This window comes from Ancylobacter rudongensis (assembly GCF_900100155.1).
In the GTDB taxonomy this organism is placed as follows: Bacteria; Pseudomonadota; Alphaproteobacteria; order Rhizobiales; family Xanthobacteraceae; genus Ancylobacter; species Ancylobacter rudongensis.
The window spans coordinates 454,812-479,572 of sequence record NZ_FMTP01000002.1 but is presented as its reverse complement, the minus strand read 5'-3'; the positions used below and the strand labels follow the sequence as shown (position 1 = coordinate 479,572).

Annotated in this window: 28 protein-coding genes and 2 tRNA genes; 19 read left to right on the top strand and 11 right to left on the bottom strand. The window is 67.7% G+C overall.

The features are described 5' to 3' along the window. Positions 1–108 precede the first annotated feature (108 nt). From BLO63_RS07235 to BLO63_RS07225, 3 genes are all read right to left on the bottom strand, one after another. Positions 109–1,080 (bottom strand): FecR family protein, encoded by a 972-nt coding sequence (locus BLO63_RS07235; protein ID WP_091438259.1) that lies wholly within the window; start codon positions 1,078–1,080, stop codon positions 109–111. A gap of 79 nt (positions 1,081–1,159) precedes the next feature. Next, positions 1,160–1,672: a sigma-70 family RNA polymerase sigma factor gene (locus BLO63_RS07230; protein ID WP_091438256.1), complete on the bottom strand. Its 513-nt coding sequence runs from the start codon at positions 1,670–1,672 to the stop codon at positions 1,160–1,162. A gap of 421 nt (positions 1,673–2,093) precedes the next feature. Beyond that, positions 2,094–2,168: transfer RNA gene (locus BLO63_RS07225), tRNA-Thr, on the bottom strand. Positions 2,169–2,477: 309 nt separating this feature from the next. Here BLO63_RS07225 and BLO63_RS07220 point away from each other — a divergent pair. The 9 genes from BLO63_RS07220 to BLO63_RS07180 all read left to right on the top strand — a co-directional run bounded on the left by BLO63_RS07220 (position 2,478) and on the right by BLO63_RS07180 (position 8,675). Then, entirely contained in the window at positions 2,478–2,690 is a 213-nt protein-coding gene (locus tag BLO63_RS07220; protein ID WP_091438253.1) for a hypothetical protein, read from the top strand. 177 nt (positions 2,691–2,867) lie between these two features. Further along, positions 2,868–4,157: a UDP-N-acetylglucosamine 1-carboxyvinyltransferase gene (gene murA, locus BLO63_RS07215; RefSeq protein WP_091438251.1), complete on the top strand. Its 1,290-nt coding sequence runs from the start codon at positions 2,868–2,870 to the stop codon at positions 4,155–4,157. A 96-nt stretch (positions 4,158–4,253) separates the two neighbouring features. Continuing rightward, on the top strand, positions 4,254–4,736 hold the full coding sequence (locus BLO63_RS07210) for a DUF2948 family protein (RefSeq protein ID WP_091438249.1): 483 nt from the start codon (positions 4,254–4,256) through the stop codon (positions 4,734–4,736). Positions 4,737–4,954: 218 nt separating this feature from the next. Further along, positions 4,955–6,247, top strand: a complete 1,293-nt coding sequence (gene hisD / locus BLO63_RS07205) for a histidinol dehydrogenase (RefSeq protein ID WP_091438247.1) — start codon at positions 4,955–4,957, stop codon at positions 6,245–6,247. 10 nt (positions 6,248–6,257) lie between these two features. Beyond that, positions 6,258–6,752: a UPF0262 family protein gene (locus tag BLO63_RS07200; protein WP_091438244.1), complete on the top strand. Its 495-nt coding sequence runs from the start codon at positions 6,258–6,260 to the stop codon at positions 6,750–6,752. A gap of 86 nt (positions 6,753–6,838) precedes the next feature. Further along, positions 6,839–7,246, top strand: a complete 408-nt coding sequence (locus tag BLO63_RS07195; protein ID WP_244517710.1) for an arsenate-mycothiol transferase ArsC — start codon at positions 6,839–6,841, stop codon at positions 7,244–7,246. 103 nt (positions 7,247–7,349) lie between these two features. Further along, positions 7,350–7,973, top strand: coding sequence for a Maf-like protein (locus tag BLO63_RS07190; protein WP_091438238.1), 624 nt, complete (start codon positions 7,350–7,352; stop codon positions 7,971–7,973). Further along, entirely contained in the window at positions 7,970–8,185 is a 216-nt protein-coding gene (gene yacG, locus BLO63_RS07185) for a DNA gyrase inhibitor YacG (protein ID WP_091438236.1), read from the top strand. Before BLO63_RS07190 ends, yacG begins: the two co-directional genes overlap by 4 nt. A 414-nt stretch (positions 8,186–8,599) precedes the next feature. Further along, positions 8,600–8,675 (top strand) — tRNA-Phe (locus BLO63_RS07180). Between the two features lie 61 nt (positions 8,676–8,736). On the opposite strand, the gene BLO63_RS07175 is transcribed toward BLO63_RS07180, so the two are convergent. Both BLO63_RS07175 and BLO63_RS07170 read right to left on the bottom strand, forming a co-directional pair. Continuing rightward, on the bottom strand, positions 8,737–9,282 hold the full coding sequence (locus BLO63_RS07175) for a tyrosine-type recombinase/integrase (RefSeq protein ID WP_244517708.1): 546 nt from the start codon (positions 9,280–9,282) through the stop codon (positions 8,737–8,739). A gap of 188 nt (positions 9,283–9,470) precedes the next feature. Beyond that, positions 9,471–10,436: a LysR family transcriptional regulator gene (locus tag BLO63_RS07170; RefSeq protein ID WP_091438233.1), complete on the bottom strand. Its 966-nt coding sequence runs from the start codon at positions 10,434–10,436 to the stop codon at positions 9,471–9,473. Positions 10,437–10,566: 130 nt separating this feature from the next. On the opposite strand from BLO63_RS07170, the gene solA reads away from it, so the two are divergent. The 6 genes from solA to BLO63_RS07140 all read left to right on the top strand — a co-directional run bounded on the left by solA (position 10,567) and on the right by BLO63_RS07140 (position 16,507). Next, positions 10,567–11,742, top strand: a complete 1,176-nt coding sequence (gene solA, locus BLO63_RS07165; protein ID WP_244517707.1) for an N-methyl-L-tryptophan oxidase — start codon at positions 10,567–10,569, stop codon at positions 11,740–11,742. A 93-nt stretch (positions 11,743–11,835) separates the two neighbouring features. Further along, positions 11,836–12,648 carry a transporter substrate-binding domain-containing protein gene (locus BLO63_RS07160; RefSeq protein ID WP_091438229.1) on the top strand — a complete coding sequence of 271 codons (813 nt, stop codon included), beginning with the start codon at positions 11,836–11,838 and terminating at the stop codon, positions 12,646–12,648. Positions 12,649–12,739: 91 nt separating this feature from the next. Further along, on the top strand, positions 12,740–13,486 hold the full coding sequence (locus BLO63_RS07155) for an amino acid ABC transporter permease (RefSeq protein ID WP_091438226.1): 747 nt from the start codon (positions 12,740–12,742) through the stop codon (positions 13,484–13,486). After that, positions 13,483–14,340 carry an amino acid ABC transporter permease gene (locus BLO63_RS07150; RefSeq protein WP_091438223.1) on the top strand — a complete coding sequence of 286 codons (858 nt, stop codon included), beginning with the start codon at positions 13,483–13,485 and terminating at the stop codon, positions 14,338–14,340. The genes BLO63_RS07155 and BLO63_RS07150 overlap by 4 nt, the downstream gene beginning before the upstream one ends. Positions 14,341–14,354: 14 nt before the next feature. Further along, complete coding sequence (locus BLO63_RS07145) at positions 14,355–15,122, top strand: amino acid ABC transporter ATP-binding protein (protein ID WP_091438220.1); 768 nt, start codon at positions 14,355–14,357, stop codon at positions 15,120–15,122. Next, positions 15,122–16,507, top strand: coding sequence for an MmgE/PrpD family protein (locus tag BLO63_RS07140; protein ID WP_091438217.1), 1,386 nt, complete (start codon positions 15,122–15,124; stop codon positions 16,505–16,507). The genes BLO63_RS07145 and BLO63_RS07140 overlap by 1 nt, the downstream gene beginning before the upstream one ends. A gap of 334 nt (positions 16,508–16,841) precedes the next feature. Here BLO63_RS07140 and BLO63_RS07135 read toward each other — a convergent pair whose 3' ends face one another. From BLO63_RS07135 to BLO63_RS07120, 4 genes are read right to left on the bottom strand one after another with little or no spacing between them, the layout of a single operon-like run. Then, on the bottom strand, positions 16,842–17,555 hold the full coding sequence (locus tag BLO63_RS07135; protein ID WP_091438214.1) for an SDR family oxidoreductase: 714 nt from the start codon (positions 17,553–17,555) through the stop codon (positions 16,842–16,844). Between the two features lie 46 nt (positions 17,556–17,601). Next, positions 17,602–18,279 carry a peroxiredoxin-like family protein gene (locus BLO63_RS07130; protein ID WP_091438211.1) on the bottom strand — a complete coding sequence of 226 codons (678 nt, stop codon included), beginning with the start codon at positions 18,277–18,279 and terminating at the stop codon, positions 17,602–17,604. 47 nt (positions 18,280–18,326) lie between these two features. Next, entirely contained in the window at positions 18,327–19,097 is a 771-nt protein-coding gene (locus BLO63_RS07125) for an enoyl-CoA hydratase/isomerase family protein (RefSeq protein WP_091438208.1), read from the bottom strand. A 47-nt stretch (positions 19,098–19,144) separates the two neighbouring features. Further along, positions 19,145–19,777 (bottom strand): glutathione S-transferase family protein, encoded by a 633-nt coding sequence (locus BLO63_RS07120; RefSeq protein ID WP_091438205.1) that lies wholly within the window; start codon positions 19,775–19,777, stop codon positions 19,145–19,147. Between the two features lie 109 nt (positions 19,778–19,886). Between BLO63_RS07120 and BLO63_RS07115 the strand changes: the two genes are divergently transcribed. Continuing rightward, on the top strand, positions 19,887–20,765 hold the full coding sequence (locus tag BLO63_RS07115) for a LysR family transcriptional regulator (protein ID WP_091438201.1): 879 nt from the start codon (positions 19,887–19,889) through the stop codon (positions 20,763–20,765). A gap of 154 nt (positions 20,766–20,919) precedes the next feature. Here the strand turns inward: BLO63_RS07115 and BLO63_RS07110 are convergent, their stop codons facing one another. Beyond that, entirely contained in the window at positions 20,920–21,858 is a 939-nt protein-coding gene (locus BLO63_RS07110; RefSeq protein ID WP_091438199.1) for a sugar-transfer associated ATP-grasp domain-containing protein, read from the bottom strand. Between the two features lie 310 nt (positions 21,859–22,168). Further along, positions 22,169–22,336: a hypothetical protein gene (locus BLO63_RS21095; RefSeq protein WP_162841779.1), complete on the bottom strand. Its 168-nt coding sequence runs from the start codon at positions 22,334–22,336 to the stop codon at positions 22,169–22,171. Positions 22,337–22,702: 366 nt separating this feature from the next. Between BLO63_RS21095 and BLO63_RS07105 the strand changes: the two genes are divergently transcribed. The 3 genes from BLO63_RS07105 to BLO63_RS07095 are packed head-to-tail and all read left to right on the top strand — an operon-like array spanning position 22,703 to position 24,759. After that, positions 22,703–23,596 carry a hypothetical protein gene (locus BLO63_RS07105; RefSeq protein WP_143007058.1) on the top strand — a complete coding sequence of 298 codons (894 nt, stop codon included), beginning with the start codon at positions 22,703–22,705 and terminating at the stop codon, positions 23,594–23,596. 3 nt (positions 23,597–23,599) lie between these two features. Next, a complete protein-coding gene (locus BLO63_RS07100; protein ID WP_091438191.1) occupies positions 23,600–24,436 on the top strand; it encodes a sulfotransferase domain-containing protein in 837 nt (278 codons plus the stop codon). Between the two features lie 56 nt (positions 24,437–24,492). Further along, on the top strand, positions 24,493–24,759 hold the full coding sequence (locus BLO63_RS07095) for a PqqD family protein (protein ID WP_091438188.1): 267 nt from the start codon (positions 24,493–24,495) through the stop codon (positions 24,757–24,759). Positions 24,760–24,761: the final 2 nt, after the last annotated feature.

Below are 24,761 nucleotides of genomic sequence, written 5' to 3'. Positions count from 1 at the left end.
CTCCGCTCGCGTGAGGAGGGGCGCGCCCTGCCGGGTCGTCCGGTCCCTCGCTGGCTAAGACGGGAAGCGGCGTGGAAATCCTCAGCGTCCTGCCGGAAAAATTTGCGCTCACCCCGCCGCGACGATGGTGAGGAAGGGCGAGAGCGCGATCACCCGGATCGGCAGGCCCTGGGCAAGGGCGGCGAGCGAGGCCTCGGGGGTTCGCAGATCGAGCACCGCATTGACCCGCAGCGCGTCGATCCCCTCGCCGCGGGTGACGATCCACCCGGCATGGTAGGGCCGCAGCGCGGCGATGATGTCGGCGAGCGGGCGGTCCTCGGCGATATAAAGGCCCGAGCGCCAGGCGAGGGTGACGTCCGCCGGCTGCAGCGTCACCGGGCCGAGGCGGCCATCCGGGCCGATCCGGACCCGCTCGCCCGCCTGCAGCGTCAGTTCGCTCGCCCCCGTGACCCGCACCGCATGCTCGATCACGCTTACCGCCAGCGAGCCGTCGCCGCGATTGGCGTCGACATCGAAGGCGGTGCCGAGGGCACGCAGCCGGGCGGTTCCCGCCGTCACCTCGAAGGCACGCGCGGGGTCGGCCGCCACCTGGAAGAAGGCCTGCCCTTCGAGAAGGCGCACATGCCGATGCGCGGCGGTGAGGTCGAGGGCAATGGCGCTGCGGGCGTTGAGCGTCACCCGCGAGTGGTCAGTCAGCGTCACCGTCCGCACCTCGCCCGTGCCGGTGGCGAAATCCGCGCGCGGTCCCAGCCTGCCCGCCAGCCAGGCGCCGCCCGTGCCGGCGATGCCGAGGCCGGCGGCGCCCCCCAGCAGGGCGCGTCGCGAGAGGCCGGAGTGCCGACCCGCGCCGGGACGGATGAGGCCGCTGCGCGAATCCTGGTGCAGTTCCGAGGCATCGCCCCAGAGCTGCTCGGCCTCGCGCGCGGCGGCCTCATGGTCGGGGCTGAGCCGCCGCCAGGCGGTGAAGGCGGCAAGGGTGGCGGGCTGCGCCTCGCCGGAGTTCAGCCGCACGATGAAGGCCAGCGCCTCGTCGGAGAGAGCGCGGGGCGGATGGGCGGGGCGATGGATCGGCGGCGTCACGCGGGGCTTCTCGCACCGGAACGAGGGAGGGGCTCATCCTTATAGACGGCCGTCGCGCGCGAAATCCTCAATGGTGCCCTCAGTCGTCGTCGCGCATCAGGTCGCGGCAGTGCATGAGCGCGCGCAGGATGTGCTTCTCCACCATGCTGACGGAAACGCCGAGATGGGCCGCGATCTCGCGATGGCCACGACCTTCCAGCTTGTTCATCACGAAGGCCGTCTGGCAGGCCGAGGGCAGTTCATTGAGCAGCACGGCGAGGCGTACGATGCGCCGCCGGTGATGCAGGGCGCCGTCGGCATCGCCACTGGCGGCGAGCGCGTCGATTTCCTCGATATCGACCCGGTGGAGCCATTCGGCGTGGCGCCGGGCGGTGAAGTCGATGGCAGCGGTGCGGGTCGCGGCGAAGGCATAGGTCTTGGGGTGCTCGATCGCCACCGCCTGGGCGGGGCGGCCGGCGAGCCGGAGATAGGCGTTCTGCACCACCTCCTCGCCGCCGTCGCGGTCCCCCACCAGCCGGGCGGCAAAGCGCACGAGATCGCGATGATGCCGGCGGTAGAGATCGCCCAGCCAGATATTGAGCGCGCTACTCACAGGCGTCCCCGCCGGCACGGGCGACGGCAGAGACCGGCAGTGTGCAAGGTTTGGTCGCGCTCGGGGCCAAGGCTGTCACCGGGAAACGCCTCGCGCCGTTCATCGCCGGCGCGAGGCGGGGTCGCAGAAAGGAAGCCCCGATAGACTTATACGATCGAAAATACGACGCAACATCAATGAATTAGAGTGATTATAGATAAAAGGTGCGCCGCTCGCCGGCGGTCGCCTTGAGGCCTAGTGCCGGCAGAGCGAGGCGGATTCGAGGAACGGGTGCCCACCGTTTCGCCCTCTTCCGCAGCAGAACGGCCGCAGAACGAAGCCGCGCCTTCACCCCGTCCCGCATGGCCGACAGGGCCTGTCTTCCCATCCGTCGGGTGTGGGACAAGCTTCGCGCTTAAGTGCTGATTTTTCTTGGGAAAAATGGTGCTGCGAGAGAGGATTGAACTCTCGACCTCTCCCTTACCAAGGGAGTGCTCTACCACTGAGCTACCGCAGCGCCGGCTGATGGCGGCGCGGGCCACCAAGGCGCGGGGACGTTTGCCACAGCGCGCCGGCCGGCGCAAGCGCCCGCCGTGCAATTCCCCCGCTGCCTGTGCATGCCCTGTGCAAAGTGGTGGCGCCGGAGCGCGCGGGCGCGGCTCTTCCGGCCACTCTTCGAGGCCCTTTGCGCCCCTTTCGCGGGGAAAGGCGGCACGGTAAGGCTTGGCAACACGGTAAGGCTTGGCAAGACGACGGGCCGCAGCGGGCGGCCGGCGGGCGAGGGGCGGGGGTCCGCTCGTGCCCGGACCATGGGGGAGAAGGCGGGATGAGCGGCCAGGAGGAAGCGGCGCGCGCGGAACGGCTGGCGGCGGCGCTGCGCGCCAATCTCGCCCGGCGCAAGCAGCAGGCGCGCGGCCGGAAGGATCCGCCCGAGGCGGCGCAAGCGGCGGTACACGAGTCCGCGCGCACCGCGCCGGAACCGGCAGGTGGCGGTACGCCTTCGCCCGAGGCTCCATCCCGGCCGGACGGCGAGGGTTGAGCGCACGCGTTGTCGCAGGCCGCGCCACGCGGTAGAGATGGACGGGAATGACGGTGGGCCGCCACGAATCGGCCCCATCGTCCAGACATGCCGCTGCCGACAGGCGCCGGACGCGACACCGTTCCGGGCACGGACAGGTCGCGCCCTCTGTCGCGCGCTGAAGGAGTATCGAGCTTCATGGACCGCATCCGCGTCGTCGGCGGCAACCCGCTCAACGGGACGATCCCGATTTCCGGCGCCAAGAACGCCGCCCTGCCGCTGATGATCGCCGGCCTGCTGACCGACGAGAAGCTGGTGCTGGAGAATGTGCCGCGCCTCGCCGACGTGTCGCAGCTGCAGCGCATTCTCGGCAATCACGGCATCGACATCACGGTGAACGGCAAAAGGCGCGGCGACGATGCCTATGCCGGCCAGACGCTGGAAATCGACGCGCGGGTCATCGTCGACACCACGGCGCCCTATGAGCTGGTCTCAAAAATGCGGGCGAGCTTCTGGGTCATCGCGCCGCTGCTCGCCCGCATGGGCGAGGCCAAGGTGTCGCTGCCGGGCGGCTGCGCCATCGGCACGCGGCCGGTGGATTTCCACCTCGACGCGCTGCGCGCGCTCGGCGCCGAGATCGAAATCGATGCGGGCTATGTGATCGCCCGGGCGCCGAAGGGGCTGAAGGGCGCGCGGATCGTGTTCCCCAAGGTCTCGGTCGGCGCCACCCATACCGCGCTCATGGCCGCCAGCCTCGCCGATGGCGAGACGATCATCGAGAACGCCGCGCGGGAGCCGGAGATCGTCGATGTCGCCGATTGCATCAACGCCATGGGCGGGCGGATCGAGGGCCAGGGCACATCCACCATTCGCGTCGTCGGCGTGCCCCGCCTCAAGGGCGCCCGCCACAGCGTGCTGCCGGACCGGATCGAGACCGGCACCTATGCGATGGCGGTGGCGATGACCGGCGGCGACGTGCTGCTCTCCGGCGCGCGGGCGGACCTGCTCGAATCGGCGCTCGACACGCTGCGCGAGGCGGGTGCCGAGGTTTCGGTCTCCAATGAGGGGCTGCGGGTCAAGCGCAATGGCGCCGGCATTTCCCCGGTGACGGTGACGACCGCGCCTTTCCCGGGCTTTCCGACCGATCTGCAGGCGCAGCTCATGGCGCTCACCACCCGGGCGGCCGGCACCTCGCGCATCACCGAGACCATTTTCGAGAACCGGTTCATGCATGTGCAGGAGCTGGCCCGCCTCGGCGCGCGCATCCATCTCGACGGCGAGACCGCCACCATTGAAGGCGTGGAGCGGCTGAAGGGTGCCCCTGTGATGGCCACCGACCTGCGCGCCTCGGTGTCGCTGGTCATCGCCGCGCTCGCCGCCGAAGGCGAGAGCATGATCCACCGTGTCTACCATCTCGATCGCGGCTTCGAGCGGCTGGAGGAGAAGCTCTCCGCCTGCGGTGCCGAGATCGAGCGTCTGGCGGGCTGAGCGGGCTAAGCAGTCTTACGAGTCCGCTTTCAGGCCCCTTGCCGACGCGGCCTCGCGGCGCCATCTGGGCGGCAGGTAGGCAGGCGGAGACAAGACATGGCCGGGTTGAAGCTGATTGCGCTCGACAGCGAGGATCTCGCGGTTCTCTCGGTGCATCTGCAGGACGCGGTGGTCGCGCTCGGCGACATGACCTTCCTGCCGAAGGAGAAGCGGTTCGTGCTGCTCGCCAACCGCTTCGACTGGGAGAAGGCCATCCAGGCCGAGGCGATGGCCGATATCGACGCGCCGCTCGGCGCGGCCGCAGCCGCGGTCGGACCCTGCGTGCGGCGCCGCGCTGGTCTGCGTTTCGAGCGGGTGCTGGGCGCCCGGGTGCGCGGGCTCGACCTCACGAAGAAGCAGGGTGTCCTCAACCTGCTGGCGCTGACCTTCGAGGAGATCGAGGCGCCTTCCGGCACCGTGACCTTCCTGTTTTCCGGCGGGGGCGAGGTGCAGCTCGACGTCGAATGCCTGGAAGCGGGGCTGGAGGATCTCGGGCCGGCCTGGGATGCCAAGGGAACGCCCTGCCACGAGGTGGAGTGAGCGCGGTACCCGTGATCGGGCGCCCGTCTCGCCTGAGGCGGTGAGGGCTGTGTCGGAATGCGCTTGTCTTCGGCGAGCGCCGTTGCGATAGGACAAGGCGAACGCGGTGCCCGCCCCCGCGCGGCCTGGCGCCTGCCGCGCATGCGCGGCGGCCCGGCCCGCAGGACGCTGGGCGCCGGCTCCCGACGCGCAGGACCGCCGACCCGCAGGACCCCGACATGCCGCTTCGCCTCGACTCACGCTCCCCCGATTTTGCTGAGCGCTTCCGCGCCTTCCTCGGCACCAAGCGCGAAGTGTCGGCGGATGTCGCGCAGGCGGTGGCGCAGATCGTCGAGGAGGTGCGCCAGCACGGCGACGCGGCGCTGATCGCCCTCTCCAAGACCTTCGACCGCGTCGATCTCGGCGCCATCGGCATCCGCGTGACCGGCGAGGAAATCGCGGCGGCGGTCGCCGCGTCCGATCCGGCGACGCGCGAGGCGCTGGCCTTCGCCCATGACCGCATCCGCTCGCATCACCAGCGCCAGCTGCCCACGAGCGGGCGCTATGTCGATGCCGCCGGCGTCGAGCTCGGCCATCGCTGGACGGCGGTGGACGCGGTGGGGCTCTATGTGCCCGGCGGCACGGCGGCCTACCCCTCTTCCGTGCTGATGAACGCGGTGCCGGCCAAGGTGGCGGGGGTGAAGCGCCTGGCCATGGTGGTGCCGGCGCCCGATGGCGTGCTGAACCCGCTGGTGCTGGCCGCCGCCGATCTCGCCGGCGTCGACGAGGTGTACCGGGTCGGTGGGGCGCAGGCCATCGCCGCGCTGGCCTATGGGACTGAGACCATCGCCCCCGTCGCCAAGATCGTCGGCCCCGGCAATGCCTATGTGGCGGCCGCCAAGCGCCATGTCTTCGGCACTGTGGGCATCGACATGGTGGCGGGCCCCTCCGAGGTTCTGGTCATCGCCGATGGCGAGCAGAACCCGGACTGGATCGCCGCCGATCTTCTCGCCCAGGCTGAGCACGACACCGCCGCCCAGTCGATCCTGATGACCGACGATGCCGCGCTGGCCGAGGCGGTGATCGCCGCCCTCGAGCGCCAGCTTGCCACCCTGCCGCGCCGCGACATTGCGGCGAAGAGCTGGGCCGAGTTCGGCGCGGTGATCCTGCTCGGCAGCCTCACTGAGGCGCCGGCGCTGGCGAACCGCCTCGCCCCGGAGCATCTGGAGATCATGGCGGCGGATGCCGATGCGCTGGCCGACGCCATCCATCATGCCGGCGCCATCTTCCTCGGCGCCCACACGCCGGAGGCGATCGGCGATTATGTCGGCGGCTCCAACCATGTGCTGCCGACCGCGCGCTCGGCGCGCTTTTCCTCGGGTCTCGGCGTGCTCGACTTCATGAAGCGCACCTCGATCCTCAAATGCGGGCCGGAGCAGCTTCGCGCGCTCGGCCCGGCGGCGATCGCGCTCGGCGAGGCGGAGGGGCTCAGCGCCCATGCCCGCTCCGTCGCGATCCGGCTCAACCTCTGACGGCCGCGCGATGGCCGGGGAGGATCCCTATGCCGAGACTCGCCGCCTGGCCGCGGTGACACTGGACGGCGCCTCCATCGGCCGTTCCAATGTCGATGTCGAGCATGAGCGCGCCGTCGCCATCTATGATCTGCTGGCGGAGAACAGTTTCGCCCCGCTGGGCGACACCGCGCCCGGCCCCTATTGCCTCGCCATCTCGCTGAGCGAGGGCCGCCTGGTGCTGGATGTCACCCGCGAGGACGGCGCGCCTGTCGTGCAGCACCAGCTCTCGCTCAGCCCGCTGCGGCGGGTGGTGCGCGATTACTTCATGGTCTGCGAGAGCTATTACTCCGCCATCCGCACCGCCAGCCCGTCGCAGATCGAGGCCATCGACATGGGCCGGCGCGGCCTGCACAACGAGGCATCCGAATTGCTGCGCGAGCGGCTGAAGGAAAAGATCGCCCTCGATTTCGGCACGGCCCGGCGCCTGTTCACGCTGGTCTGCGCCCTGCACTGGAAAGGCTGAGCGTGGCCGCGCCCGGCCCCCTGGAGGGTGCAGCGGCCGGCCCGGGCCCAGCGCCGCGACGGGAGCGGCCGCAATCGGTGCTGTTCATGTGCGGGCAGAACAGCGTGCGCTCGCCGATGGCGGCGGTGCTGGCGCGGCATCTGTTCGGCCGCTCGCTCTATGTCGGCTCGGCCGGCGTGCTCAAGGGCGAGGCCGACCCCTTCGTGATCGCCGCCATCGACGAGGTGGGGCTGGACCTGTCCCGCCACCGGCCGCAGACGCTGGAGGAGCTGGAGGAGAATGAGGGCCTCGGCTTCGATCTCGTCATCACGCTCTCGCCCGACGCCCATCACCGGGCGCTGGAACTCACCCGCACCAACGCCATCGATGTGGAATATTGGCCGACCCCCGACCCGACGCTGGCCACCGGCAATCGCGAGCAGCGGCTCGATGCCTATCGCGACGTGCGCGACGAGCTTGAGCGGCGCATCCGCACCCGCTTCCGGCCGCGATGAGCGGGGTGGGACGTTCGCGAAAAGCGTTCAACTTTGCCGCGACATGCTCTAGCGTGCCGGCGAATTGGACCGCCGGGCCCGCCGGCGGAAAAGGAGTGACTGCGTGAGCGCCCGCCCGAAACTGGTGCTGGCCTCGGGCTCGCCGCGCCGCCTGGCGCTGCTCGCCCAGGCCGGAATCGAACCCGATGCCCTGCTGCCGGCCGATATTGACGAGACCCCCGAGCGCGGCGAACTGCCCCGCCGGCTGGCGCTGCGCCTGGCGCGCGAGAAGCTCGACGCCGCCGATGCCCGCCGCCGGACGGTGGGCGAGCATGAAGGCGCCTTCCTGCTTGCCGCCGATACGGTGGTGGCTGTGGGCCGGCGCATCCTGCCCAAGCCCGACGTCGCGGAAGAGGCAGCCGAGTGCCTGCGCCTGCTCTCGGGCCGCGCCCACCGCGTCTATACCGGCATTGCCCTGATGACGCCGAAGGGCGGCATCCGCACCCGCCTGGTCGAGACCCGCGTGCGCTTCAAGCGCCTCTCGCGCGAGGAGATGGACGCCTATCTCGCCGCCCGCGAATGGGAAGGCAAGGCCGGCGGCTACGCCATTCAGGGCCTGGCCGGCGTGTTCGTGGTCAAGTTGGTCGGATCCTACACCAATGTCGTCGGCCTGCCGCTCGCCGAGACGGTGGCGCTGCTGGGGGGCGAGCGCTTCCCGGTCTATCAGCGCTGGGGCCACCCGGAATGAGCGCGGCCGCCCCTCCCGCCGCTGGCGGCAAGCCCTGCCCGATCTGCGGCAAGCCGATGGTGGAGAAATACAGGCCGTTCTGCTCGGCCCGCTGCGCCGACCTCGACCTGCACCGCTGGCTCACCGGCGCCTATGCGATTCCGGTGACGGAGAATGACGACGAGGACGGCGAGGAACCCTCGCTCGCCCCGAAGCCGCCGCGCGAGGACTGAGCCGCGGGCTGCGGGCGGGACCTCCTGCCCCGGCGCTCGGCTGATCGGCGAGGGCAGGCAAGGTGAGCGGCCTGCCTTACCTTGAAGCCGCCGTGTGGCAGGGCGATGCGCGATTTGCGATCGCCGCGCCGGCTGTCCTGCAGCCGCACAGATGGTGGCCTGCCGCAAACCGGCCGCTGCCGCGCGCAGGAATGTTGCAGCCAGGCGAGCGTTGCCTGCGGCTAGGCGCGACGTGACGGCCGCCTCGGCGCGGCTCGCTCTGCGCTCCCGAAGCTGCCGCCCGACGCCACGCGCCGGCCCTGCGGAACGCAGGGCTGGGGAAAGCCGGAATTTCCCTTGGCGTGGATATGGACAGGGGGCGGCCAAGACTCTATAACCCGCCCGCTCCGCAGGGCTTGAAGCCTTGCCGGCTACGCCCAGGTAGCTCAGTTGGTAGAGCATGCGACTGAAAATCGCAGTGTCGGCGGTTCGACTCCGTCCCTGGGCACCATCTACCCCCTTGATATCGCTAGACTTTTCAGCGCAAGGGGCGGTGATTTTCAGCCAGTTTGTCATATTTTCTGACCCGGTTTGACAGCCTTTGTTCTGCGGCTGTTCACTTCGTGGCCGAAGCGGCCGGCCACCTCATCCATCTTTTTCGACAGGTCGGAGCCCTGCGCGTACATTTGCGCCATGGCCTCGGTCTTCTGGCCGAGTGCGTCGGCGATGGTGCGCAGGTCGGCGCCGCTCTCGCGCAGGATCGCCGCCACTGTGTGACGCAGGCCGTAGAGCGTCAGGCCCTCGCCGATGGCGCCGGCCTTCTCCAGCGTGTGCTGCAGCTTCATCCATGACGAGTTGAAGCCGGAGACCGTCCACGGCCGGCCGCGCGAGTTGGCGCACAGGGTGATGGCCGAATGCGCCGGTGCCGCCGCCAGAATCTCGCGCAGCGGGTCGATGACGGGCCAGATGACGCCTTCCTCGGTCTTGGACCGGCTGGTGTTGATCCGGCCGCCGGCATAGGCCGTGCGGGGCAGGGTGAGCGCATCCTTTGGCCCCAGCCCGGTAAACATCATCAGGGCCAGCGCCGGCAGCATATGCGCCGGGGCGGCATCGAGCACCGCGTGGCGCTCCTCGTCGGTCCAGCGGCGATTCTGCTTCGGCAGGCCCTTGGGGCGGCGAATGCTGCGGATGCCCCCCCGCCGGTTCGTCCTTCATGTGGCCGCGTTCCTTGCCGCAGGCAAAGAGCAGAGACAGGGCGGTCATGAAACTGTTCGCGAACCAGCGCTTGTGCTTGGCCTCGGTCACCTCAGCCGAATGCGAGGGCTTCGGGCGTCAGCCAAGGGGCGAGGGCGAGCATGGGGGGGAGGGCATGGGAGCGCGCCACGCTTCGCGCCACTTCCGCGATGCGCGGCGCCAGATCGCCGACGTCGCCGCGCCGCGTGGCCAGCAGCAGCTCGCGCGAGAAGGCGGCGCCTGGCAGTGGCAGGGCCACGACGCCTGCGACATGCGCCGTCCCCTGCAACAGGCAGAGCGGCGTGGTGATGGCCACGCCCATGCCGGTCGCGACCATGGCGACAAGAGCGTCCGAGGTGTCGAACTCGAAGGCGCGCGGCGGACGAAGCCCCAGCCGGCCGAGATGGCGCTCAATGTGCTGGCCGGCGTAGGAACGGGCGCTGTGGCGCACCAGTCGATAGCGCTCGAAAACGGCCCGTAGGTCCTTGCCGCGCACCGCTTCGATCTCGTCGTGCGGGGCGATCAGGACATAAGGCTCGCGGAACACCACGATCCGCTCGACCTCGTCGAGCCCCTCCATCGGGTCGCAGGTGAGGGCGGCGTCGATCTCGTGGCGCATCAGCGCGCGGGTGTGGGAGAAGGCGAGGCCCGACCACGCCGTCACGGTCAAGGCCAGCGCGCCGTCGGCGAGCTCCCTCACGATGCGCGCGCCGATAGTGCCTGCCAGCGAATCGACGAGGCCGATACGCAGATCGATGCGTCCGGGCAGCTCGGCGGCGGCCCGGGCATCGGCCAGCAGCCGCTCGGCTTCGTGCGCGAGCTCATCGGCGCGACCGGCGACCATTCGCCCGACATGGGTCGGCGTGAGCGGCCTGCGGCGGCGGTCGAACAGGGGCGCGCCGATCAGCGCCTCCACGCGCCGCAGCGCCTGCGAGACCGCCGATTGGGTGACCCCGGCGCGCTCCGCCGCCGCCGTCACGCTGCCCGTCTCCGCGACGGCGGCGACCAGGCGAAGGGAATGCAGGTCGAGATCGTTCATGGCATTATCAGTCTGACGAATGGTTGTTAGTAAATCTACTTAATATGCCGCATTTCGTTTGACCCCGACACGGCGGCGTGGTCGTTTTTGCGACATGATGTCATTTTGTGCAGACGGGGGTCATGGAGCCGTGGAACGTACGCAGGTCGCCGTCATCGGTCTCGGCGCTATGGGTATGGCCACCCTGTACCAGCTCGCGCGACGGGGCGTCGACGTGATCGGGATCGATCGCTTCGAGCCGCCGCATGATCTCGGTTCGAGCCATGGCGAGACGCGGATCACCCGTCAGGCCGTTGGCGAAGGTCGCGACTACGTGCCGTTCGTGCTCGCCTCGCATGTGATCTGGCGCGAGCTTGAGGCGCTCTCTGGCGAGACGCTGCTGGAGGCCTGCGGTGTTCTCGTGCTGGCTCCCGGCTCGGGCATGTCGTCCCATCACGGCAAGCGGGATTTCGTGGCGCGTTCGATCGAGACGGCGCGGGAATTCGGCATTCCGCACGAGGTTCTCGACGGCGGCACGGCGCGCCAGCGGTTTCCCCAGCTCACGGGGATTTCCGACGGCGACAAGGTCTACTTCGAACCCGGCGGCGGCTATGTGCGGCCGGAACGCTGCATCGCGGTTCAGCGCGACCAGGCCCGCGCGCTCGGCGCGCGCGTCCGGCTCGGCGCCCAGGTCACCTCGATCCGGCAAGAGGGCGACGGGGTCCGCATCGCTGTCGGCGGGGAGGAGATCGTCGCCGACCAGGTCGTGGTCGCGGCCGGCGCCTGGACGGCGCCGCTGCTCGGCGCGCCGTTCGACCGGGTGCTGACCGTGCGGCGGCAGGTGCTGCACTGGTTCAGGCTGGCGGATGTCACCGCGCATGCCGGCGCGCCGGTGTTCATCTGGATGCATGGTTCGGGCGACGAGGACTATTTCTACGGCTTTCCCCCGCTGGCCGGCGACGACCGGCTCAAGGTGGCAACCGAGCAATATGTGGCGACGACGACGGCCGAGACCCTTGAGCGCCAGGTGTCCGCCGCAGAATCCGAGGCGATGTGGCGGGCGCATGTCGCCGGGCGTATCGCTGGCGTGACCCCCGAGGCCGTACAGGCGGCGGCGTGCCTCTATACGGTCACGCCCGACAGCGGCTTCGTCATCGACCGCCACCCGGAACTGGACCGCGTGATGGTGGTCTCCGCCTGTTCGGGCCACGGCTTCAAGCACTCGGCGGGCATCGGTCAGGCCGTGGCGGAGGCGGTCACGGGCGCCCCCAGCGCCTTCGATCTGGCCCCCTTTTCGCTAAGACGCTTCCAGCGGGCGTCCGTATGACGTTCTATGTGCTCTCCGGCGACGCGTTCGTGCTGGCTGTGAATAACGAAAGACGAATTCCGTCGTCCCGACATTGATGAAAGGTTTCTCCGCATGCGCAAATCAATGATCGCTCTCCTCCTCGCTGGCGCGCTCGCGCCCTTCGCCGCCCACGCGGCGGACGGTGTCGACGCCATCAAGCAGCGCGGCACGCTCGTTGTCGGTGTCAAAGCCGACTACAAGCCTTTCGGCTTCCGGGACCCGTCGGGTGCCGTGGTCGGGATCGAGCCGGACCTCGCGGCCGACGTCGCCAAGCGTCTCGGCGTGAAGCTTGAACTGGTGCCGGTGGTTTCATCGAACCGGATCGAATTTCTCCAGCAGGGCAAGGTCGACATGCTGATCGCGACCATGTCGGACAAGCCGGAGCGCCGGAAGGTCGTGCAGGCGATCGACCCGCCCTACTACTCCGACTTCGTCAACGTGCTGCTGCCGAAGAAGGCCGGCGTGAAGGACTGGTCCGAGCTGAAGGGCAAGCCGCTCTGCGCCACCTCGGGCGCCTGGTACAATAAGGAGATCGCCCAGAAATACGGCGTCGAGATCGTCGCCTTCGACGGCTCCGAGAAGCCGCTGTTCGCGCTCAAGCAGGGCAACTGCGTGGGTTACGTCTATGACCAGACCTTCATCCAGGGCAAGCTGCTCGACGCCGACTGGAGCGGTGCCTACGAGATGCCGCTGAAGGGCGTCCTGGACGCGCCGTGGATCATGGCGGTCGCGACCGGCAATGAAAGCCTCATGAAGTTCCTTGAGGACGCGACCAAGGATTGGATGAAGACCGGCTTCATCGTCGCCGAGGAGAAGAAGTACGGCATCGAGCCGACCGATTACTCGAAGGCCATGTACGAGAAGATGAAGAATTCGACCAACTGATCGCCTGGCGCGGCCGACCCTTGCCGGGTTGGCCGCGTTTTCGACGTTAGGAGACGGCGCGCCTTTCACGGATCGCCAACCGGATAGCGCGATGGACGTCATAGCCACCTGGTTCAAAGAGCTCTACGAGACGACTGGTCTCAATTTCACGGTCTTCTACGACCCCTATGACTGGAACCGTTACATCCACGGGGTGAGGATGACCGTGCTGCTGACGGTCTCCACCATTATGGCGAGCCTTCTGATCGGCGTGGTGGGCGCCCTGCTGCAAAGCGCTCCCTCGCGCATCGTGCGGGGCGCGGTCAACGGCTTCGTGGTCCTGTTCCGCAATACGCCGCCGCTGGTGCAGATTTTCTTCTTCTATTTCGGCATCGGCGCGATACTGCCCGCCGGGCAGGACCAATTTGGCCTGCGCCAGCCCTTCATCGACAATGTGGAATGGGCGATCATCGCGCTGTCGCTGTTCGCCGGCGCCTTCAATGTCGAAATCTTCCGCTCCGGCGTCGAAGCCGTGCCGAAGACCACGGTGGAGGCGGCCGAGGCGCTCGGCTATACGAGGCTAAAGGCCTATATCTACGTGATATTGCCGCTCGCCCTGCGAGTGTGCCTGCCGGCCCTGAACAACAATTTGGTCAACCTGCTCAAGACCACGACGCTTGCCTATGCGATCGCCGTGCCGGAGACGCTCTACGCGGTAAAGCAGATCTGGTCGGAATCGCAGAACGTGTTTGAGATGATGCTGGTGCTGTTCGTGACCTACGGCCTCCTGGTCGGCATCCTGGTCTGGATCATGCACCGCTGGGAGAAGTCGCTGCGCATTCCGGGGTATGGCCGATGAGCCCGAAGAACACGCCGGCCAGGGCAGACGCGCCGCTTCCTGTCCTCCTGCCGTTCCGCATCGAGCCGACCCGACTGGGAACGCCTCGCCTCGCGCCCGTGCACGCCCTGCTGTTTGGTGCCGGCCTCGCGCTGCTGGCGGGGACCGCCTGGGCGCAGGCCGTCGACACCCGGCTGTCGCCGCTCGACGTCATCATCAAATGGGCGCCGTTGCTGCTGTCCGGCTTCGCGTTCAACATCCTGATCTCCATGATCGCGATGGCGATCGGCACCGGCGCCGGCCTCGGTGTCGGGCTGGGCATGCTTTCCCATAACCCCGTGCTGGCCCGTGTCTGCTGGGCGCTCACGCAGTTCTTCCGCAACGCGCCCTGGCTGGTGTTGCTGTTCTTCGTGATGTTCCTGGTGCCGTTCCAGATCACGGTGTTCGGCGTCCGGATCCCCTTGCCGGACTGGGTGAAGGCGACGGTGGGCTTCTCGCTGCCAGTGATGGCGAACGTGGCCGAGATCGTCCGTGGCGCGGTGCGTTCCGTGCCGTCGACGCAATGGGAAGCGGCGGAATCGCTCGCCTTCACTCCGCGGCAGACGATGTGGCGGATCATTCTTCCCCAATGCGTCAAGCGCATGCTGCCGCCGTGGATGAACCTCTATTCGCTGGTCACCATGGCGACGGTCCAGGCGTCGATCGTCGGCGTTTCCGAGATGCTGACGCTTACCGCGCAGGTTCATACCGCCGAGGGCGGACGCCCGGAGCTGTTCGCGCCGCTTTATGGCTTCGCCATGTTCTGCTTCTTCCTTTATTGCTACCCGATCGACCGGTTCACTGCCCGGCTCGAGCGTCGGTTCCACATCCGCTGAGAGACCTTTTGCGCATGGCCGTTGCGACCGAACCCCGCCCCTGGACACCCGACCAGCCCATCATCCAGCTGATCGACGTTCATAAATCGTTCGGCGCGCTCGAAGTGCTGAAAGGCGTCAGTTTCAGCGTGAAGAAGGGCGAGGTGGTCTGCATCATCGGCCCGTCGGGCTCCGGCAAGTCGACATTGATCCGGTGCATCAACGCTCTGGTCCCGGTTACTTCAGGCACCATTCTGGTCGAGAACATCGAGGTGGCCGATCCGAAGCTCGACAAGCTGGCGCTGCGCCGCAAGGTCGGCATGGTGTTCCAGCAGTACAACCTGTTCCCCCACAAGACCGCCCTGCAGAACGTGATGATGGCTCCGATGCACGTGCTCCATCAGGACAGGGGCGAGGTCGAGGAGCGCGCTCGCGCCCTGATGAAGAAGGTCCGGCTTACCGGAAAGGAGCACACCTATCCCGGCGAACTCTCCGGCGGCCAGCAGCAGCGCGTCGCCATTGCCCGCTCGCTCGCCATGCGGCCCGACGTGATGCTGTTCGACGAGGTCACCGCCGCGCTCGATCCGGAGACGGTCAAGGAAGTGCTGTTCACCATCCGCGAACTCGCCGAGGAAGGCATGACCTGCATGCTCGTGACTCACGAGATGAACTTCGCGCGCGACATCGCCGATCATGTCTATTTCACCGATCGCGGCGTCATCGTCGAGCACGGGCCGCCCGACACCATCTTCAGCGCGCCGCGTGATCCGCGCACACAGGAATTCCTGTCCCAGGTGCTGTGATGGCCGCCGCGCGTAGCGTCGCCGAGCAGGCGGCGGACTTCCTGATCGCGTGTCGCAACAGCCCGCTGCCGCCCGATGTCGCCTCGATTGCGCGAACCGCGCTCACCGACTATGTGGGCGTCGCGCTCGCGGGCGCGGCCGAGCCGGTCGCCCGCAATGTGCGGGCGTGGGCTTGTGAACGGGCCTCGGGCGCGGGCGCAACCGTCATCGGCACGGCCGGGCTGCGGCTCGACCCGGAAAATGCCGCGTTGTGCAACGCGGTTGCCGGCCACGCGCTGGACTTCGACGATACCAGCTGGGTGACGATCGGCCATCCGACAAGCGTGGTCGCGCCCGCCGCGCTCGCCGTCGCCGAACAGGTCGGCGCTTCCGGCGCGGACGCGCTCCGGGCCTATGTCGCGGGCGTCGAGGTCGCGCACCGGATCGCGGAACTCTGCATGCCGGAGGCGTCGGAGGCTGGCTGGCATACGACGGGTGCGCTCTATGTCCTGGGCGCCGCCGCCGCGGCCGCCGTGCTGCTGAACATCGACCGGACCGCATGCGTGCATGCGCTTGGCCTTGCGGCCTCGCGCTCCGGGGGCGTCCGTTCCAACTTCGGGACGCAGGCGAAGCCGTGGCATGCCGGCATGGCGGCGCGCAACGGGCTCGAAGCGGTCTCGCTCGCGCGCGCCGGTGTCACCGCCTCGCGCACCGCGATCGAGGGCCAGGACGGCTACATCGCATGCCTTGCCGGCGTCGCGGCCCGCGCGCGCTTCGCCGGCCGAGAGCTGACCTTCGGGGCACCGTTCGATCTCGCTGCACGCGGGCTGGCGTTCAAGCGCTTCCCCTGCTGCAGCGGTTCGCATCCGGCCTGTGACCTCACGCTCGACCTGATGGCCGAGCACGGCTTTGGCGCCGGCGACGTGACGGACATCCATGTGGGCGTCAGCCTGCTCGCCGAACGGGAGCTGGTGGTCCACGCGCCAAAAACGCCGCAGGAAGCCCGCTTCTCGATGGAGTTCGCACTGGCCGCAACGCTGGTACACGGCCCGCTGACATGGGACCTTTTCGCTCAGCAGACGCTCGCCGACCCGATGGTGCAGCAGCTCATGGGCGTCGTTCGGATTGAGTTGTCCCCCGAGCTTGCGGCGCTTGGCTTCATCGGCACGGCGCCGGTCCGGATGACGTTTCACCTGCGCGACGGCCGGGTGATCCATGGCGCGCACGACCTCGCCATCGGCAATCCGGAGCGGCCGATGAGCCCGGAGGATCATGCCGCCAAATTCCGCTCATGCGCGACGCGCGCCATGGCGCCGGCAGCGGCCGACGCCATGCTGGGCCGCCTGCGCGCCATCGACCAGGAGCGGGATCTCGCCGCACTGTGGGCCACAGCTGCGAGCATCTAGCTGACGGCGTGAATGGGTCAATAGGGGGCGAGAGCATCACCGTCGATGCCAGCCTGATCAAGGCGGATGCCAACAAGCCGCCGTTCGGTTCGGTAGAATCTCGACACACGCGACGAGGCGGCCTGGGGTGCGGCCAGCGAGGTGAAGCCGGGATTGTCTCAATGTCTGACCCGGCGGCGCAATGGCCGGCGCGCAATGTCCTCCGTTCGATCCATGAGGGCGCCCGCGACATGGCGCGGGGAAGGACGCTCGTCGATCGACGCGTGAGCACTGGCATCGCGCTTCAGGGCCACTTTTTCCACGATATCCGCGCAGAGCGGACATTGGTCGAAGGTCAGAGCGACGCCTTGCCGATCGAAGCGCCGCCATCGACATGCAGCGTCTGTCCGGTGATGAAGGCCGCATCGTCAGATAACAGGAAGCCGATGGCGGCGGCGATCTCCTGCGGTGTTCCGAACCGCCCCATCGGCACGCCGGACAGGTAGCGCGCCTCGCCTATGCTGCCCGGCGCGTTATTGGCGCGGAACAGCTCGGTTTCGGTCGGTCCGGGCGCAACCGCATTGACGGTGATGCCGGTGGTTGCAAGCTCTAGAGCCCAGCTGCGGGTGAAGCTTACCAGCGCCGCCTTGGCTGCGGCGTAGGATGTGCGCTCCAGAGCGCCGAGGATGGTGAGGCTGGAGACATTGACGACGCGGCCCCAGCCGCGCGCCTTCATGGTCGGCAAGGCGGCCTGAACGGCGGCGAGAGCGGGGTGGAGATTGGTCCGCAGCACCTCGTCGAGCGTCGCGGCCTCGATCGCCCCGAGCGGCGCGGCGCGCACCAGCCCGACATTGTTGACGACGCCGTCGACCGGATGGGTGTCGACGATCTGCGCCAGTCGCCGGCTCGCCTCGGTGGCGCCGAGATCGAGCGTGTGAAGCTCTCCGGGGAAGTCGTCGGCTTGGTTGCGGGCGATGCCGATGACCCGATGCCCTTGTGCCGCGAGGCGCTGCGAGAGAGCGAGGCCGATGCCCTTGGTGGCGCCGGTGATGAGGAAGGTCCGTTGCATGTGCGTTCTCCGCCCCGCCGCATCGGACGAGGCATATCCTGATGGGTCAGGCGGGCGTCGCGCTGCGGGCGCGGCGAAGCGCGGGCAGCATGTCTTCCGCCTCGGGCCGGCGCGTGTAGTCGGGATTGACCTCGGCATAGAGGATCGTGCCGTCCTCGCCGACCACGAAACGGGCCGGCATCGGCAGGGTCCAGCTCGCGTCTCCGTTGAACGCCGGCAGGTCGTTCTTCAGCGATTTGTAGAGATCGACCAAATAATCCGGCAGCGGGAACCGCAGGCCGAAGGCGGCGGCGACCTCGTTGCCCGGGTCCGACAGGATCGGGAAGGACAGTGTGTTCTGGCGCACCGACTTGCGGCTGTTGACCGGGTTTTGGGGCGAGATCGCGATAAGGCTCGCTCCCAGCGCCTGGAATTGCGGCAGATTCTCCTGCAGCGCCTGCAACTCCATATTGCAATAAGGGCACCAGACGCCGCGATAGAAGCTGATAACGAGCGGCCCTCTGGCGAGAAGATCGGCCGAGGCGACCGGCTTCCCGTCGGGATCAGCGAGAGCGAAGGCCGGGATCCTGTCGCCGGCCTTGAGCGCCCGTTGCGCCGCACCGGAAGCGATGAGTTCAGCGGTGGCGCGGTGCATCGTCTCGATGACTGAACGAGGCACGTTGTACGGCGGCCTGCCGGCCTGGAAATCGGCCTTGAAGGCGTCGAGCTTTGCCTGGAGAGACATGGGATTATCCCTGATGGAGTTTGATGTGGGGTAGCCAGGGGGGGCAGTCAGCCGGCTGCCGCCATCGAGCGGGCAACCTCGGCGGCGCTGATGCCCTCGAGCGCCAGGCCATAACCGGCGCCCTCGTCGATGATCCGGCGCAGCTTCTGCGTAAGGGCGATGCGGGTGTAGCGGCTGGTGAGCGGGGGCAGGGTGGCGATCCCCTCGGCAATCTCATGGGCGCGGGCGAGCAGCCGGTCGGCGGGGACGATCTCATTGACCACGCCCCACTCCTTCGCCGTCGCGGCGTCGAGCACCTGCCGGGTGAGGATGAAGTAGCGGCCGCGCACGCTGCCGATCACTTCCGGCCAGAGCAGGTTGACGCCGTCGCCCGGAACGATGCCGAAGTCGAAATGCGGTTTGTCCTGCAACACGGTTTCCGGCGTGGCGAGGATGATGTCAGTCAGCAGGGCATATTCGCTGTGCAGCAGCACGGGACCATTCAGGGCGGTGATCATCGGCACCTCGATATCGAGGATGTTCATGAGTACCTTTTTGCCCTCGCGATAGATCTTGTCGTAGCCGCGCGGCGAGAAGAAATCGAAGCCCTCGGGGCTGATCGCATCCATGAAAGCGTCGCCCGATCCGGTGAGGATGACGACCCGGTTGTCCGGATCCGCGCCGATCTGGTGGAACAGCTCGACGAACTGCTCATGGGCATGGCCGTTGAAGACCAGCTTCTGACCATCGGTGTGGAGGCGGACCTCAAGCACGCCGCTGTCGGAGCGGGTGAGGTGGGCGTTGGCGAAGGCGGTCTTGTAGGTGTCGAAGCGGGACATGGGATGGCTCCTTCGTGCGTGCGCACGGTTGAGGGGATGGGGAAAGTTCAGGCCGTCGGGACGAGGGCCTCGACGCGGGCGATGGCGCGTTGCACGGCTGGCCGCGCGGCGATCGCCTCGTACCAGCGGGAGAGGTTGGGGCGGGCGTCCAGCGTCACCCCGGGAAAGGCACGCCGCCACAGCCAGCCGAAATGGGCGATGTCGGCGATGGTGAAATCGTCACCGGCGGTGAAACGCTGGGTGGTCAGCTTTTCCTCAAGAAGATCGAGGATGCGTTCCGCCTCGGCGGAGAAACGGGCTTCGGCGATGGGCTGAGGCTCGGGTGCCGATCGCTTGAAGAAGCCGGTATTGCCGAAGGCTGGGCTCAGCGCCGAGGCGTGGAAAAACAGCTGTTCGAAGACGCGGGCACGTCCCGCACCTTGCGTCGGCAGCAGCCGGCCGGTCGTCTCCGCGAGATGAACCAGGATCGCCGCGCTCTCGGTCAGCACGAACGCGGTGTTGCCGTCGCGCTCGACCAACACTGGAACCTTGCCGTTGGGGTTCAGGACAAGGAAGGCGGCGGCCTTCTGCTCGCCGGCGCGGACGTTTACCGGCCTCATCTCATAGGCGAGACCCATTTCCTCCAGCGCGATCGGGACCTTGACGCTGTTGGGCGTGGCGAAGGCGTAGACTTCGATCATGTTCAGCTCCCGAACCCGTATCGGCGTGTCGTGAAGCTGTTATCGTCATTCCTGGAATGTTGCGGCAGCCCGCTCTTGGCGATAATGCTCATTCTCAAGAGGAATGAACATGGATCGACTTCAGGCCATGCAGGTGTTCGTGACCGTGGTGGAGGCGGGATCGTTCTCCGCTGCGGCACGTCGGATCGGCGTTGGCCAGCCGGCCATCTCCAAGACGATCGCCCAGCTTGAGGATCGCCTTCAGGTGCGCCTGCTCGTGCGCTCGACGCACAGCCTCGCACCGACCGATGCGGGCGTGCGCTTCTATGAACGGGCGCGATCGGCCATCCGCGAGGCTGATGAAGCCGAGCTCGAAGCGCGGGGTGCCGGCGCGGGCCTGTCGGGACGCCTGCGCGTCTCGGCGGCGACGACCTTCGCGCGCCTGCTCATCGTTCCGCGCCTGCCGGAATTTCTGGCCCGCCATCCCGCCATCGAAATCGACGTGCTGCTCGATGACCGCGTCATCGATCTGGTGTCAGAGGGTGTCGATCTCGCGCTTCGGATGGGGGAACTGGCCGATTCCACCGCCATTGCCCGGCGGATCGCCCGTGGCCGGCGCTCGGTGATCGCGACCCCGGGCTATCTCTCCCGCGCCGGCACGCCGCAGGCCCCCGCCGATCTCGCGACCCACGAGGCCATTGTCTACAGCCAGCTCGGCGACAGCTGGACTTTCCGCCGGAACGGCACGCTGGCCTCCGTTGCCGTGAAGGGGCGCGTGCGCCTGAGCGCGGCGGAAGGCATTCGCGCCGCCGTGCTCGCTGACATCGGGCTGACCGTCAATTCCGACTGGATGTTCGCACCGGAACTCGAAAGCGGCGCGGTGCGGCGCGTGCTGGAGGACTGGGAGCTGCCGCCCGTCGACCTGTGGGCCGTGTTCCCCACCGGGCGCCTCGCCAGCGCCAAGGCGCGCGCGTTTGCCGATTATGTGGAGAGTATCCTGGCCCAATAGAGCTATTTGCGATCCACCGCGATGCCCCAGGAGCCAACATCGAGCTGCGGCTGATCAACTGACTTTCAACGCCTGTTGGGAAGGCTACTTCGCTAACGACAAAGCCCAGATCACTCAAACACGCAAGATTTGCGCAGGTTTCTCTTCGCTCCAGTCACGCACTCCGCGGGTGTCCCGTGGGCGGAGCTGCGCGCCAGGACGCCAGCATGGGTGTGAGCGGGCAGGCCTCAAGGCCGAATAGGCCGGGCAAGCAGGCGAGGATCCAGTTTCCGCTCGTATTGCCCTCCAGAAGAACCGGGCCGGAGACGGCTGGGATGAAATCCCAGTGCACAACCGGCAGCGGAGGCAGCGCGGCCATGGCGCGCAGGGCGATCGACACGGCGCCATCCAAGGCGACCAGCGGGCGGCCGGTCAGGGGGGCGCCGTTCCAAGGCAACGTCGTCATGCGTTCCCCGGGTTCGCCGAGCGAAAGCCCGTCCGCGAGCTGGCCGGTGGCTGGATCGACAGCAGCGTAAACGGCCCCGCGCAGGAAGTGGGCGGGGTGAGAACTTGGAACGCCCATTGAAAGCAGAGCGGAGTGCAGGAATGGCGCCGCACCGGGATAGCGAGCCGTAACCACCCGCAGCACGGGGGGGCGGCCATGGACCACAAGATCCGCCAGATCCGGCGCAGCGACCAGCCGCTCCTGCACCAGCAGATCGTCCTGCTCCGCTGCGCGGCTGAGGCGGTCAAGCAGGGCGGAGGCGGTCACCGAGCGGCCATTCATCTGCCAGGTGCCGCCGGTACGTGTCAGCGAGAAGGTGCCTCCCCCGCCGCGTCCGTGGCGAGGCTTGACGAACAGGTCCCCGCCCTCATCGATCTCGGCGAGAGGGCGCAGCACCTCGCCCTTGCGGCAGAGTCCGCGCAGCGCGGGAAAGGGGATGCCGACCGGGCCGAGAACCGCCGCCGTGGCGAGCTTGTCGGCCAGCAAGCGGTGCGCGGCGCTCTCACCCAGACGAGCCATCAACAGGGCGGAGGCACGCGCCGGAAGAGGATGGCGCGTTCCGTACAAAGCCCGCCAGGCCCACGCCTCCAGGGGATCGGCCCCCGTCATGAGGCTGTCGTGAAAAACCGACGGCGACGCACCGCCCTCGAAAGTGCGGGCAAAGGCACGGCTGCGGGCGAAAGCCGCGAGCGGCCAGATCAGGCGGTCGGCCAGTCGGAGGCCGGGGCGCAGGAGGGGTGATCGCGACTGGAGCCAACCCTCAGCGGCCCACTGCCGCAGATCGGCTAAAACCGGGTCGTTGCCGGACGTCCAGCCCCGCCCGGTCCAGGGCAGGCCGTGCCAATATCGGTTCAGAGTCGACAGAGGCGGCGGCCGAGAGGCGCCCGGAAGTCGAACGCTCCCGGCGGCGCCGATGGCTTCAGGATCCCGGCTTCAGAAAGCTAGTGCCTTCCACGCCGGATGTGCCGCCTCCGTTGGTCAGCGCACTGATGTCCGCATCCTCGATCACCGGCGGGTGCCATGCCCGGCGCCCGGTGGCTTCTTTGGCTGTCGCGTGTGCCTGAGCCGTAGCGATATCGATTTCCATCGGATGACCTTCACTTCATAGCATTTTACATGCCGACGATAGCAGTGAAACGCCACATCATCAAACGAGATGGGCGCGGTGCGGGGATACAGCCACCGATTAAATGTTATCTTCCGTCCGACTCGTTGAATGCCCGTAATATATTGTAATTAATGTTAGAAATGGTCCCGCTTCGACTGGCCCTGACACGGCCTTTTGGATTTCGCCGAAGGGGATAATATAGTACCTTTCCCTACGAAAGATAATAAATATGACTGGCGAGATTGGGTGGAATCTCTTGCCAATATCTTACGATGCAGGCAATCAGGCCGGATGACTGCGAGTTCGTCGGCGCCTCGTTACCACTACCGCTTATCGGGACTGCGCGTGTCTTCCGAGATCGCCCTGCCCGCGAGGATGGAGGTCGATCCGGCAGGGGAAGGGCCGGTCGATGTGGTGATTGATGTCGGCCATGTGCCGTCTTGCCTGGATCACCCCACCCACCGGGGGGCCACCTGGATGGCAAATGACCAGGCTTTCCTGCTGGATCTGCCGGATATCGGTCGTTTCCTGTGTGAAGACGGGCAGCGCATTACCGTTTGCCCGGCCCCGGTCACCTCCCTGGACGACATTCTCGTCTTCGTTACCGGCACGGCTCTCGGCGCAATTTTATACCAGCGCAAAGGTTTGCTGCTGCATGCATCGGCAGTGGTCCGCGACGGGCGTGCCTTCCTTTTCTGCGGACAGAGCGGGGCCGGGAAGTCGACGCTTGCCGCGGCCCTGATGCGGTCGGGCTGCGACATCCTGGCGGACGATGTCTGCGCAGTGGAAGAGAACGGCGACCGGCCTCCGATGATCCATTCGGATGGCCGGGCGCTGCGCCTCTATGCCGACAGTATCGACCAGGTCGGGCTCTCCGACGCGGTCGGCGCGCGGGTGCGGCGGCGGCTGGAGAAGTTCCATGTCGCTCCACCGATGCCCGACAACGCGCCGGAATCCGTGCCGCTGGCGGCCGTCTACATGCTGGCGGATGCTGACACGGCTTTTCCGCCCGGCATCGACCGCCTGCCAACCCTTGAAGCGGCCCAGTCTCTGCTTCATCACACCTATCGTCGGCAACTCGCACAGGCTTATTGCGGGCACGGCATGCTTGCGCTGCGGACGGCGGCCCTCCTTTCCCGCATCCCGGTCTTCTCTCTGCGTCGGCCGCGCGAACTTGCCCGCCTTCAGGAGACCGTGACCCAGCTTCGCAGCCACTGGGACCGGCTGGGCTCGGGATAGACGATGGCGTTCTTTCCCCCAGGGCTGGTCTGGCTCGCCTCCTATCCCAAATCCGGCAACACCTGGGTGCGTGTGCTTCTGGCCAATCTGGCCGCGGGCAAGGCCCAGCCGGCGGACATCAACAATCTTGCCGAACCGTTCACGCTGTTGGGGCGCTGGCGCTTCGCCGACGACCTGCTGGTCGAGCCCGATTTGCTGGACGAGCAGGACATCGAGCGGCTTCGCCCCTTGCAATGCGACTTCGTGGCCGGCCGGTTGACGGTGCCGTTTTTCTGCAAGACGCATGACCGCTTCACGGACCGGTCCGGGCGCCCCATCCTGGGAATGCGGGCGTTGGGCGCCCTCTACATGGTGCGCGACCCGCGCGATGTGGCTGTTTCGCTGCATCATCACGCCAGCCTGTCGCTGGAAGCCACCATCGCGGCGATGAACGACCCCGATTTCCGCCTCAGCAGCCGAGTGCAGCTTCGTTCGCGCGTCGGCGACTGGGCCGGCCACGTTCTGGAATGGACCGGCCAAACCCTCGTGCGCACGAAAGTCGTGCGGTACGAGGACTTGCGCGAGGATACGGCGGGAACACTGGGGGGCATCGTCGAGTTCCTCGGCGGGCGGGTGACGGAAGCGGAAATCCAGCGGGCCGTCGCCCATTCCAGCCTTGATGAACTGCAGCGGCAGGAGGCCACCAAGGGCTTCCGGGAGAGCCTTCCGGGACAGGTCCGCTTTTTCCGCTCCGGCCGGGTGGGGGAATGGCGGGACGTGCTGACGGCTTCGCAGGTTCGTACCATCGAGGACCGTTTCGCCCCGGTCATGGCGCGGCTCGGCTACCGTCCGGAAGGTTGACCACTGTGACACGGCTCGAAGGCGGACCGAACCGTATCGACTAAGAGGGGGAAAACATGGGACGGCTGTTGCGCCGAAATGGCGATGTCTTCGCGGCGCCGATGGAAGAGACCACCTTGCTGCTGAGTGTCGCGACCGGCCGCTACCACGGCCTCAATCCGGTGGCTGCGCATATCTGGGACTTGCTGGCCGATCCGATTGACGAGGCCGGGCTGGTGGCCCGTCTTGTAGCCGAGTTCGATGTCTCGGCGGAGGACTGCCAGCGTGAGGTCGCCGGGTTCCTGGCGAACCTGCGCGCGCGCGGCCTGCTGATGGACGCCTGAGC